Source organism: Chitinophaga sp. (assembly GCF_035761305.1).
Taxonomy (GTDB): Bacteria; Bacteroidota; Bacteroidia; order Chitinophagales; family Chitinophagaceae; genus Chitinophaga.
Genome location: NZ_DASTRI010000121.1, coordinates 14513 through 26408, shown reverse-complemented (window position 1 = coordinate 26408; position 11896 = coordinate 14513). Strand labels below are relative to the sequence as shown.

General features: G+C 50.3%; 11 protein-coding genes. 7 read left to right on the top strand and 4 right to left on the bottom strand.

From position 1 onward, the window contains the following. Positions 1-13: 13 nt before the first annotated feature. On the bottom strand, positions 14-1717 hold the full coding sequence (locus tag VFS25_RS10625; protein ID WP_326462115.1) for a peptide MFS transporter: 1704 nt from the start codon (positions 1715-1717) through the stop codon (positions 14-16). A gap of 176 nt (positions 1718-1893) precedes the next feature. Between VFS25_RS10625 and purD the strand changes: the two genes are divergently transcribed. The 6 genes from purD to rodA all read left to right on the top strand — a co-directional run bounded on the left by purD (position 1894) and on the right by rodA (position 9337). Then, positions 1894-3171: a phosphoribosylamine--glycine ligase gene (purD, locus tag VFS25_RS10620; protein WP_326462114.1), complete on the top strand. Its 1278-nt coding sequence runs from the start codon at positions 1894-1896 to the stop codon at positions 3169-3171. 254 nt (positions 3172-3425) lie between these two features. Continuing rightward, complete coding sequence (locus VFS25_RS10615; RefSeq protein ID WP_145710359.1) at positions 3426-4448, top strand: rod shape-determining protein; 1023 nt, start codon at positions 3426-3428, stop codon at positions 4446-4448. A gap of 65 nt (positions 4449-4513) precedes the next feature. After that, entirely contained in the window at positions 4514-5416 is a 903-nt protein-coding gene (gene mreC, locus VFS25_RS10610; protein WP_326462113.1) for a rod shape-determining protein MreC, read from the top strand. Continuing rightward, a complete protein-coding gene (locus VFS25_RS10605; RefSeq protein ID WP_326462112.1) occupies positions 5413-5922 on the top strand; it encodes a rod shape-determining protein MreD in 510 nt (169 codons plus the stop codon). Before mreC ends, VFS25_RS10605 begins: the two co-directional genes overlap by 4 nt. Before the next feature lie 164 nt (positions 5923-6086). Next, positions 6087-8042, top strand: coding sequence for a penicillin-binding protein 2 (gene mrdA / locus VFS25_RS10600; RefSeq protein ID WP_326462111.1), 1956 nt, complete (start codon positions 6087-6089; stop codon positions 8040-8042). A 5-nt stretch (positions 8043-8047) separates the two neighbouring features. Beyond that, positions 8048-9337 carry a rod shape-determining protein RodA gene (rodA, locus tag VFS25_RS10595; protein WP_326462110.1) on the top strand — a complete coding sequence of 430 codons (1290 nt, stop codon included), beginning with the start codon at positions 8048-8050 and terminating at the stop codon, positions 9335-9337. Here rodA and VFS25_RS10590 read toward each other — a convergent pair. Next, positions 9334-10080, bottom strand: a complete 747-nt coding sequence (locus VFS25_RS10590) for an MBL fold metallo-hydrolase (protein WP_326462109.1) — start codon at positions 10078-10080, stop codon at positions 9334-9336. The two genes, rodA and VFS25_RS10590, sit on opposite strands and share 4 nt — an antisense overlap. Positions 10081-10170: 90 nt before the next feature. Here VFS25_RS10590 and VFS25_RS10585 point away from each other — a divergent pair, with 90 nt between their 5' ends. Further along, on the top strand, positions 10171-10515 hold the full coding sequence (locus VFS25_RS10585; RefSeq protein ID WP_326462108.1) for a nuclear transport factor 2 family protein: 345 nt from the start codon (positions 10171-10173) through the stop codon (positions 10513-10515). Between the two features lie 161 nt (positions 10516-10676). Here VFS25_RS10585 and VFS25_RS10580 read toward each other — a convergent pair whose 3' ends face one another. Then, positions 10677-11126: a hypothetical protein gene (locus VFS25_RS10580; RefSeq protein WP_326462107.1), complete on the bottom strand. Its 450-nt coding sequence runs from the start codon at positions 11124-11126 to the stop codon at positions 10677-10679. 53 nt (positions 11127-11179) lie between these two features. After that, positions 11180-11815: a hypothetical protein gene (locus VFS25_RS10575; protein ID WP_326462106.1), complete on the bottom strand. Its 636-nt coding sequence runs from the start codon at positions 11813-11815 to the stop codon at positions 11180-11182. Positions 11816-11896 lie beyond the last annotated feature (81 nt).

Below are 11896 nucleotides of genomic sequence, written 5' to 3'. Positions count from 1 at the left end.
CATATCTGCACATTTACCTCACTCCGTGCATCCATTTCTTTAATGCGCCGGACAGCAGGAACAGCAGGATGGCGGCTACGCCGGGCAATATGGCAAAAAGCATGAAGAACTCGTACAGGTTATGGATAGTGAAGCCTGCAAAATGCGGGTAGGCGGCAGGCAGCTTCAGCTCCAGCAGCTGCGCTTTCAGCTGGGTAGTAACTGTAACCGTGCCGTTCAGGATGCCCTGCAGGTCAATACCATGCTTGGCGGCTACATCAAATTTTTCGCCGGTAGGCGGCAGCAGGGCGCCTAAGGTGCCGGCCAGCGCGTAGCCGGAGGCATTGGATAAAAAGAAAACGCCCATGAGCAGGGAGGTAAAGCGGTGCGGCGCCAGCTTAGATACCAGGGAAAGCCCTATAGGCGAAACGCTTAGCTCACCCACCGTATGAAAGGTATAAAGTACAATCAGCCATATCACACCCATCTTGGCGTTGCCCAGGTCTTTTACCTGCAGGGCTATTACATAATAGCCCAGGGCCAGCACAAACAGGCCTATGGCTTGCTTTACCGGTGCTATGGGATCCATTTTAACCTTTTGCAGGCGCAGCCACAGCCAGCTGAAAGGCAGGGCCAGCGCAATTAAGGTAAGCGATTGCGCATTTTGTATAAGGCTGGGCGGCATGTCCCACCCGAACAGGCGGCGGTCTGTTTGCTGGTCGGCTATAAAAGTGAGGGAGGAGCCGGCCTGCTCAAAACAAGCCCAGAAGAAGATCACGAAAAACGATACGATATAGATAACAATGATCCGTTGCCTTTCCACGCCATTCAGCGATTTATCGCTTAGTATCAGCCCCGCCAGGGCAATACCGGTGCTGTAAATAAAGGCATACAGGTAATTTACCCCTACCAGCCAGTGAAAGGCAGCTACCAGCAATACCAGCGCTGCCGCGGATATAATAACCGCCTTGGTGCTGAACTGGGCCTGGGCCGCTTCGCCTTCGGCAGTAACCAGCTGTTTAGGCCGGGTGCCAACGGGGTTGCCTTCGGGGCTTACTACGTACTTATCTTTCAGGAAATAGAACATAACCGTGCCAATAAGCATGGCAAGGCTGGCAGCCAGAAAGCCCCATTTAAAGGCCGTTACATCGCGCACTTCATGGCCGCCTACTGTATGCTTTACATCGCCCAGTATGGGGCAAATGGTAATACCCAGCAGCGCGCCCAGGTTAATGCCCATGTAAAAAATGGTAAAGGCAGAGTCAAGGCGGTTATCGTTCTTGGGATATAACTGCCCCACCATAGAGGAGATGTTGGGCTTAAAAAAGCCGTTGCCCAGTATTAGTATCACCAGGCCGGCCCACATAATGGTACGGGCTGTGGTTACATCGGTTGCATACAAAATGCCGCTGCCGAACATGAATAACTGTCCCAGCGACATGGTAAGCCCGCCTACAATAATGCAGGTGCGGTTACCCCAGTAACGGTCGGCCATAAAGCCGCCCAGGATGGCTGTTAACCAGCCCATGCCCAGGAAGCCGCCATATATAATGGAAGACTGTTCTTGTGTAAAATCCAGCGCGCTTACCAGGAAAAGCGTAAGCAGGGCCCTGTTGCCATAGAAGGTGAACCGTTCCCACATTTCAGCGGAGAACAGCACTGCCAGGCCTTTTGGATGCCCTTTTCTTGTGGAGGTACCGGGAATAACAGGCGCTTGCATAACCGCGGGTTGACTCATAATGGTCAGGTTTTGGTTGTATTTGTTGTTCGTGTTTCGGAAATAGTAAAGCGGCAAGATAAAGAAATTCAGGTTTCTGCATAAAAAAATGGTGTGTTTGGTTATTTTTTGACCTTACTTTGCAAAAATTTTGGGAACAGCCAACCTGCCGTATCTGACAGGTTTTTTCAACAAATATGAAGATATTACTATTAGGCAGCGGTGGCCGGGAACATGCCCTGGCCTGGAAAATAGCACAAAGTCCCCTGTGCGAAAAGTTGTACATAGCGCCGGGAAATGCAGGCACCGCACAGTTTGGAGAGAATGTAAACATTGCTGTAAGCGCCCTGGAAGAGCTAAAAGCCTTTTGCCTGCAGCAGCAGATAGATATGGTGGTACCGGGTTCGGAAGAGCCGCTGGTAAATGGCATTTACGATTTCTTTAAGGCGGATGCGGCTTTACAGCATATACCGGTGATGGGCCCTTCCAAAACCGGCGCACAGCTCGAAGGCAGCAAGGCCTTTGCCAAACAGTTCATGCAGCGGCATAACATACCTACTGCTGCTTACCGCGAGTTCAGTGAAGAAACCTATGCAGATGGTGTGGCTTACCTGCAGCAGCATAGCCTGCCCATTGTACTCAAGGCCGACGGGCTGGCTGCCGGCAAAGGCGTGGTAATTTTAAATTCCGCCGAAGAAGCTATTGCTGAATTTACACACATGATCAAGGCCGCCAAATTTGGCGATGCCAGCAAACGCGTGGTGGTAGAGCAGTTCCTCACCGGCATAGAGCTTTCTGTTTTTGTGGTCACGGACGGGCATAGCTACCAGCTGCTGCCTACCGCAAAAGATTACAAACGCATTGGCGAAGGCGATACCGGCTTAAACACCGGCGGCATGGGCGCCGTATCGCCCGTACCTTTTGCCGACAAGGCATTTATGGAAAAAGTGGAAGCACAGATCATACAGCCTACTGTAGCGGGTTTGGAAGCAGAAGGCATCATTTACCATGGCTTTATTTTCTTTGGATTAATTAATGTGGGCGGCAACCCTTACGTAATAGAATACAACTGCCGTATGGGCGATCCGGAAACAGAGGTAGTGATGCCCCGTTTGCAGAACGACCTGGTAGCGCTGTTTAAAGCGGTACAGGAAGGCTCCCTGGGCCGGCAGGCCATACAGGAAGACAGCCGCGCGGCAGCCACTGTAATGCTGGTGTCAAAGGGCTATCCTGAAGCATATGAAAAAGGCAAGGTAATCACTAACGTGCCGGCGCAGCAGCCTGCCCGGCTGGTGTTCCAGGCCGGCACCAAAGAAAGCGGCGGCCAGCTGCTAACCAACGGCGGGCGTGTTTTAACGGTTACGTCGTTAGCCGGCAGTTTGTCCGAAGCATTGGCGCAATCCCGGCAAACAGCTGCTGCTATTCAGTTTGAAGGAAAGTATTACCGGACAGATATTGGATTTGAGTTTTTGTAGTACTGCTCTGCAATGTTCATACAATGATACGATAGCACGGATATAGACAGCTGATTTTTAATTACTCGTACAATTTTTTAAACCTTACAACGTTATAGCGGATCAGGCATTGGACGAACTGTTAGCACTGCATACTCTACAATAAATAAGATTTTTTAATATTTAAGTGTATATTGCTCTAACATCCAATTTTTGCATCGTATATTCGTTGGAATTAATCATTTTTGCACTCTAATTTTTGACCGTATCAAACAATGGGATTTTTTAACTTTTTAACGCAGGAAATAGCGATAGACCTCGGCACAGCGAACACGCTGATTATACACAATGACCAGGTAGTGGTGGATGAACCTTCCATTGTGGCAATAGAGAGAGCAAGCGGCAAAATTGTGGCAGTAGGCAAAAAGGCCATGATGATGCATGAAAAAACGCATGAGTACCTGCGTACCATACGTCCCCTGAGAGATGGTGTGATTGCCGACTTCAACGCGGCAGAAGGCATGCTCCGCGAAATGATAAAATTGGTGTACCCCAAAAAGCCGTTATTTTCCCCCAGCTGGCGTATGGTGATCTGCATCCCCTCCAGCATCACGGAAGTGGAAAAACGCGCCGTACGCGACTCTGCCGAGCAGGCAGGCGCCAAAGAGGTATTTCTTATTCATGAACCAATGGCGGCGGCCCTGGGTATTGGTATTGACGTGGAAGAGCCGGTAGGTAACATGATCATTGACATAGGCGGCGGTACCACCGGTATTTCCGTAATAGCCCTGGCAGGCATTGTGTGCGACCAAAGCATACGCATTGCGGGCGATGAATTTACCGCGGATATTATGGAAGCGCTGCGCCGCTACCACAGCCTGCTGATAGGTGAAAGAACCGCAGAGCAGATAAAGATACAGATAGGCTCTGCCCTGAAGGAGCTTGATAATCCGCCGGACGATGTGCCTGTAAACGGCCGTGACCTGGTAACCGGTATTCCCAAGCAGATCATGGTATCTTACCAGGAGATTGCAGAAGCGCTGGACAAATCCATTTTTAAGATAGAAGAAGCTATTCTGAAGGCCCTGGAAACAACGCCTCCGGAGCTGGCTGCCGATATTTACCGCAGGGGCTTATACCTGACCGGCGGTGGCGCCCTGCTGCGCGGGTTGGATAAACGCCTGGCCCAAAAGATAAAATTACCGGTGCATGTAGCAGACGATCCGCTGCGCGCCGTGGTAAGAGGTACCGGCATTGCGCTGAAGCATGTGGGCAAATATCCGTTCCTGATGCAATAATTGCCAATAAGCTGTAAAAAGGCTATCTCCTACCAAAATGGACCGAATCTGGAAAACTTTATACGGTGCGTAATCTTGTCATTTTCTTAAGGCGTTACTTCAATTTTTTCTTATTTCTGCTGCTGGAAGTGATTTGTATTGTGCTGGTATTCCGGAATAACAACTTTCAGAAAACCGCCTACCTCAACTCGGCCAACAATTTAAGCGGTAAGCTGTACGACCGTTATAATAACGTGCAATATTACTTTCACCTGAAAGCCACCAACGACAGCCTGGTAGCGGAAAACGCACGCCTGCACAACATGCTGCGCACCAATTACGACAGCATGGACACTACCAGCAGCGTAGTAACCGATACCATCCGCCATTTCAGCACCGATACCACGCATCGCCTGATGGGCACAGAGCTGCGCCGCTATATATACCTGGAGGCCAAGGTGATTAACAACTCCGTAAACCGGCCTGTAAACTACATTACCATTCACCGCGGGCGTAAGCAGGGCATACGGCCCAATATGGGTGTGGTAAGCCCAACCGGGGTGGTAGGCATGGTGCGCAGCGTAAGTGATAACTATGCCGTGGTGCTGTCAATACTGGCTAAAAGCTCCGGCGCCGCCACCAGCAACTTCGGCGTAAGCGCCCGCCTGCTCAAAGGCAAGGAAATTGGCACCGTGTACTGGGACGGTGCAAACCCCGGCTACGCCATTATGCGCGATATACCCAGGAGCGTACGCATTCAGAAAGGAGATACCGTTATCACCAGCGGCTTTTCAGCCCTGTTCCCGGAAAACATACCCGTAGGCTATATTGAGGATTTTGCCCTGCAGGATAAATCCAGCACCTCCTACAGCATCCGTATAAAGCTGGCCACCAACTTTTACAACCTGCAATACGTATACGTGATTGACAACCTGTTGAAGGAAGAGCAACAACAATTGGAAGATTCAACCTACCGACTGACAAAATGAGTATCCTGCTACGAAATATCATCCGCTTTGTGCTGCTGCTGCTGTTGCAGGTATTTGTGCTGAACAAGATCCTGGTGCACCAGCTGGTTAGCCTGGAGCTGTATATGCTGTTCATCCTGCTGCTGCCCTTTAATATTCCCCGCCCGGCCCTTATGCTGCTGGGATTGCTTATGGGCCTCAGCCTGGATATGTTTATGAACACCATGGGCATACATGCTTTTGCCTGCGTGTTTATGGCCTACCTGCGCCCGTTCATCATTAACATACTTTCACCCCAGGGCGGCTTTGAAACCAACATGAAAACCCCTTCCATGATCAGCATGGGGGTATCGCAGTTCCTTACCTATATAGCCATCCTGGTAGTGCTGCACCACCTGGCGCTGTTTTCCCTGGAGGTATTTGGCTTTGGGAATATCGGTTACCTGCTGCTCAAGATCCTGTTTTCCAGTATCGCCAGCCTGGTATTGATCGTGTTGTATGAGCTGCTGTTTTTTTCAAAGAAATAATTACGAATTACGAATTACGAATTACGAATTACGAATTACGAATTACGAATTACGAATTACCTTTTGTTAAAAATCAATTAAAATAAGTATCACTTGCTCATCATTCGTAATTTGTAATTAAATAATTCGTAATTTAATCCGTGCACTTTCAGCTTTTTATTTAGATGTCTGTTTATAATCAGCCCAGGAGGAGAGTAATACAGTTGATCATACTTGGAATGGTGCTGCTCATCGTTACCAGGTTGTTCTTTTTGCAGGTGGTGGAAAAGAAATATTCCAAGCTGGCGGATGCCAATGCCGTACTGCGCAAGGTGGTTTATCCCAGCAGGGGTATTATTTACGACCGTAAGGGCCGCAGCGTGCTGCGTAACGATGTGATGTACGACCTGGTGGTAACCCCCGCCAGCGTTAAAAATATTGACACTGCTTACCTCTGCCAGATACTGCAGATTGACAGGGAAGAGTTCAGGAAACGTATTGTAAACGCTATCGTAAAGAACGGGCGCGTGCGCCAGTCGGTATTTGCGCCCCTGCTGCCGCCGGATATGTTCGGCCGCCTGCAGGAAAGCATGTACCTGTTTCAGCCCGGCTTTGAGCTGGTGCAGCGGCAAATACGTTCTTACCCCTATGCCGCCGCAGCCAACATATTAGGCTACATTGGCGAAATTTCCCCGCAGCTGCTGGCCAAGCCGGCCTATAGCGCCTACCAGATGGGCGACTACCTGGGTATGACGGGCCTGGAAAAGAATTATGAAAGTGTGCTGATGGGCCAGCGCGGCATCCAATACCTGGTAAAGGATAACCTGAACCGCCCCCAGGGTGCATACGAGCACGGGGAGTTTGACACGGCGGCCATTGCCGGCAAAAACCTGCGCCTGTCGCTGGATATAGACCTGCAGGTGCTGGGCGAAAGGCTGATGCGCAATAAAATAGGCAGCATAGTGGCCATTGACCCGCAAACCGGCGGCATACTGGCCATGGTGAGCAGCCCTACCTTTGATCCGAACCTGCTTACCGGCTCCTACAGAACCCGCAACTTCAGCAAGCTGTTTGTAGATACTACCAAACCGTTATTCAACCGCGCCATACAGGGTACCTACCCGCCGGGATCTTCAATGAAGCCCCTAACCGCGCTGGTAGGGCTGGATGAAGGCATTATTACCCCCAGCTTCGGCTATCCCTGCCGCGGCGCATACACGGCGTGCGGGCGCTCTATTGCGTGCGAGCACAGTGAGCCCGGCCACGCCGCCAACCTGCGCCTGGCTATTTCGCACTCCTGCAACTCGTACTTTGTGAACCTGTACCGCCTGGAGGTAGATAACCGCCAGTGGGGCGGCGTAAGAAACGGGCACCAGCGCTGGTATGAGTACATGTCCTCCTTTGGCCTGGGCCACCGCCTGGGCATTGACATACCCGGCGAATACAGCGGTTATGTGATTGATACCGCCGGTATGAACAAGCGTTACCACGGGCAGTGGAACTCCTGCTCCGAGCTGTATGTGGGTATGGGCCAGGGCGCCGTAGCCGTAACGCCCATGCAAATGGCCAATGCCATGTGCATTATTGCCAACCACGGCTACTACTACCTGCCCCATTTTGTGCAGAGCATAGACAATGATAACGGCGCCCTGCTGAAAAAATACAAGGAAAGACATACCGTGGCCCATGTGAAAGACACCGTGTACAGCTCCGTAATACTGGGTATGGAAGATGTGGTGGAAAGCGGCACCGGGCGCAATGCGCAGATAGAAGGAGAAATTGTGTGCGGTAAAACCGGTACGGCGGAAAATAACGCCATCGTAAACGGCGTGCTGAAGAAAATGAAGAACCACGCCTTCTTTGTGGCCTTTGCCCCGCGGGACAATCCCCGCATAGCCATTACCGTTATGGTGGAGAACTCAGGGTACGGTGGTACTTACGCAGCGCCCATTGCCGGTATGATGATGGAGAAATACCTGCATGATACCATTTCCATAAAGAAGAAACCGATGATGAAGACCATGCTGGAGTATAACACCATAGATCCTGTGATGAGGGAAAAATCAAAGCTGGATTCACTGAACGGCGCTACCGCCAAGCTAACAACCGATCAAATACTTTCATATTATTTCCGTAATTAAATCATATGCGCGACCGCCAGCAAATAAAGCTTACACAAGGGATTGACTGGCCAGTGATGGGATTGTACGCAGCGCTGGTAATATTAGGGCTGCTGTCTATATTCGCGGCAGAGCACCGCGAAGGGGATAACGTATGGCAGCATATTGTGCACCTGAATAAAAACTATGCCCGCCAGCTGATGTGGTGGGGCGTATCGCTTATACTGGCCACCATCATCTGGCTTACAGACAGTAAGTTCTTTACCGCTACGGCCAATATACTGTACGCATTTGGCCTGCTGCTGCTGCTGCTGGTACTGGGTATAGGGAAAGATGTAAAAGGTTCCCACTCCTGGCTAGTAATAGGCGGGTTCCAGTTTCAGCCGGCGGAGTTTACCAAGCTATGCACCAACCTGGCGTTAGCCAAATACCTGTCGTCGCTGGAAACGGATTTTAGCAAGCTGCGATCGCGCTTAATAGCCGCCTCCTTTGCATTGATACCGGCCGCCATCATCATCCTGCAGGATGAAACCGGATTGGCGCTGGTGTACTTTTCCTTTTTCCTGGTAATGTACCGCGAAGGGCTGCCCGGCGTATTGCTGGTAATTGCTTTCTCGGGTATTATACTGGTGCTGAGCGCCCTGCTGGTGGATAAGAACATTCTGTTTATCATATTTTCCGTACTAACGGTGCTGGTTATATATTTTAACCGGCGCGAGATAAAGCGCCGCCGCTCCCGCCTGGCGCTGATACTGGGTATATGGGCCTTTTGCTCGGTGTTTGTGATGTTTGTGGTGCCTTTTGCCTTTACGAAGGTGCTGAAAGATTACCAGGTGCGCCGTATTGAGGTAATGCTGGGCAAGGAAAATGATCCCAAGGCTACCTATAATACCCGCCAAAGTATGATTGCCATTGGCTCCGGCGGCTTTTGGGGCAAAGGCTACCTGAAAGGCACGCAAACCCGTTTTGATTTTGTGCCGGAGCAAAGCACCGACTTTATTTTCTGCACCATCGGGGAAGACTTTGGCTTTGTGGGCAGCATCCTGTTCCTGGGCCTGTATGTGGCGCTGCTGCTGCGGATTATTTTTATTGCGGAACGACAGCGATCGACCTTCAGCCGCGTATATGCATATGGGGTAGCCAGCATTATTTTCTTTCACCTGGCCATTAATATTTCCATGACCATTGGCCTGGCGCCGGTAATTGGTATACCGCTGCCGTTTGTAAGCTACGGCGGCTCGTCCCTCATGACCTTTACCATGCTGCTATTCATTATGCTGCGGTTGGATGCCGACCGGCAAATGGTGCTGCGTTAAAACCTGCCGTAAGGGAATTTAGTATCGTGATAATACAGGAATATCCAGCCCTCCCGGGTGCCGCGCTCCAGGAACTGCTGGCGCAGCTCCATGCTGCGTTTGCCGTCGTAATCATACTTGGCAATAAAACGGCTTTTCATCTGGGAAATCTGCGGCGCCACATCTCCGCCGAAAAATACCTTGTCTTCACCGTCATCAATTAAAAACACCTGGTGGTACGGGCAATGCCCGCCGGTTAGCTCATAGTGTATATAGCCGTCGATAGTGCCGTTACCATCAATAAACTCCACATTATCCCGCTGCTGCAGCAGGGCCACATCTTCTGCCAGGTAGCTTTTACCATCCTGCGCAATGGCATAAGCCATTTCCTGCTTATTTACATAGTAGGTGGCCTGCGGAAAGGTAAGGCTGCGCTGGCCGGTAACCGGGTCTGTAACGCTTACGCCGCCGGAATGGTCTTTATGCAAATGGCTCATCAGCACTTTGGTGATCTCCATAGGGTTTACGCCATGGTCTATCAGGTGCTGGTGCAGTTGCAGCACGCCATCTGCATTACGGAAACCCAGGCCGGTGTCCAGCAGTATATAATCGCGGTCTGTAATTACCAGGAAAGGTTGTATCTCTACCAGCAGCGATCCGTGGTTACGTTGCTGCATACTGTCTTTGTTTGCATCAAATGGAATGAACTTTTTAGTAGCATCTACCGTGAAAGAGCCTTCCGACAAGGGAATTATACGTGCCATCAGGTAAAATTACAAAGTTATCAGGTAAGAATATGCGCTGTAAATTCATTACAGCGTTCCTTATCTTGGTATTAAAATTCTTTAACAGCTATGAACAACTTTGCACAGGAATGGCTGCAGGCATGGAACAGCCATGACCTGGAGGCCATTATGCATCACTATGCGGATTCGATAGTTTTTTATTCTCCCCTTATCCTGAAGCTGAACAACGATCCTTCTGGTCGTATACAAGGTAAAGAGGAGCTGCGGAAGTATTTTAGCAGGGGGCTGCAGGCATATCCCGACCTGTTCTTTGAGCTGTACCATGTGCTGGAAGGGGTGAGCTCAGTGGTATTGTATTACAAAAGCGTAAACAACCGGCTGTCGGCAGAAATGATGGTGCTGAATGAGGAAGGGAAGGTGATTGAAGTAAGAGCACACTATAAGCAGATGTGAGTGTAGAATAATAAATCTAAAATGTAAAATCTAAAATGTAGAATGTAAAAGTAATGCGGTAACCACTTCACGATATTAATTGCGCAGTAATTATGGCAGTGATACCCCGCCCTTATACTTTTACATTTTAGATTTAAAATTCTACATTTTACATTCTTTGATCACGGTCTTACGCGGCGGAGGTTGCGGTCGGCGCCGCGTTCTTTCAGCTGGCGGATCAGCTGCATGCGGAACTCCCGTTCTGCCTTGAATACCGAGCTGGCCTTGCGGGGCGGCAGCGCTTTCAGGAACTCCTGTTTATAGCGGGTGCGCACATCTACCATCCGCTGTTCAATATCCATTTCCTTATCCAAGGCCTGGCGGGCAGTAGCATCGTCTTTACGGTCTACCTGTTTGTTTTTGCGGCGTTCGGCAATAAGCAGCTCTACTTCGCGGGTATAATTATTATAGATAGGCCAGAATTTTTGGGCTTCCTCGGGGGTAAGGTCCAGCTGTTTGGAGAGATAGGCAATTTCCGCAGACCTGATCTTGTCTTTCAGGGCGGCTTTATCGCCATTATCCGGCTGCTGCGCACTTGCCCGGATGCCCAGGCAAAACATAGCAGCCATCATAAATCCTAGTATGTTAAAATGCTTCATTGTATTAATTCGCTAATATTTACGCCTTAGTTTGACCAGTCTGTATTTTCCAGGTATTTCTGAATGGCTTCGGCCGGCAGGCTACTAAGGTCGGTTGATATTTTGGGCAGTTCTTCAACTACATCTTCGCTGGACACGTTGGTGAATATAGCGTCATTGTCAAACGCGTCGCTATGCATTTGCAGGTAATCCACAATCTCCTGGTCGGAGATAGCGGCCAGCTGTGCATCAAGGCTATTGGTACTGCGAACGGCGCCGCCCCTGAAAAGAAACAGGGCGCCTATGGCCAGGCAACCGGCGATACAGGCGGCTGCGGCCCAGGGCATATAACGCCGGCGGGAAGCAGTGATGGATATTACTTTGGCAGGTGCTTTTTCCTGTGCGGCAATGGCGGCCATTACCTGGTTGGGCAGCGCTGCAAAGTAACCCTGCGGTGCTTGCCGGGGCTGCCTGGGTATACCGGCCAGCAGGGACGACAGGGCGGCCAGCTCTTCCTGCACCGGCATACCGGCTGCTTCCGCAGCTTTAATGCCCTGCATTATCTGGTGCGGCAGGGTATTAAAATAACCTTCCGGCACCGTAAACGGTGCAGTGGCCGGCAGGTTCAAACCGGGAACTACCTCCTTCAATTCTTCCGCAATATCCTTTCCCTTTTTATTCATAGCAATTTGTTAGACAATGAGCAAAGACAATAGTTTAATGGGTATTTACGTTGTCATCTTTATGCCTGGTTGATAATAGCT

Coding starts and splice junctions, on each gene's coding strand:
- VFS25_RS10625 (WP_326462115.1), bottom strand. CDS start 1,717: ATGAGTCAACCCGCGGTTATGCAAGCGCCTGTTATTCCCGGTACCTCC.
- purD (WP_326462114.1), top strand. CDS start 1,894: ATGAAGATATTACTATTAGGCAGCGGTGGCCGGGAACATGCCCTGGCC.
- VFS25_RS10615 (WP_145710359.1), top strand. CDS start 3,426: ATGGGATTTTTTAACTTTTTAACGCAGGAAATAGCGATAGACCTCGGC.
- VFS25_RS10605 (WP_326462112.1), top strand. CDS start 5,413: ATGAGTATCCTGCTACGAAATATCATCCGCTTTGTGCTGCTGCTGCTG.
- mrdA (WP_326462111.1), top strand. CDS start 6,087: ATGTCTGTTTATAATCAGCCCAGGAGGAGAGTAATACAGTTGATCATA.
- rodA (WP_326462110.1), top strand. CDS start 8,048: ATGCGCGACCGCCAGCAAATAAAGCTTACACAAGGGATTGACTGGCCA.
- VFS25_RS10590 (WP_326462109.1), bottom strand. CDS start 10,080: ATGGCACGTATAATTCCCTTGTCGGAAGGCTCTTTCACGGTAGATGCT.
- VFS25_RS10585 (WP_326462108.1), top strand. CDS start 10,171: ATGAACAACTTTGCACAGGAATGGCTGCAGGCATGGAACAGCCATGAC.
- VFS25_RS10580 (WP_326462107.1), bottom strand. CDS start 11,126: ATGATGGCTGCTATGTTTTGCCTGGGCATCCGGGCAAGTGCGCAGCAG.
- VFS25_RS10575 (WP_326462106.1), bottom strand. CDS start 11,815: ATGAATAAAAAGGGAAAGGATATTGCGGAAGAATTGAAGGAGGTAGTT.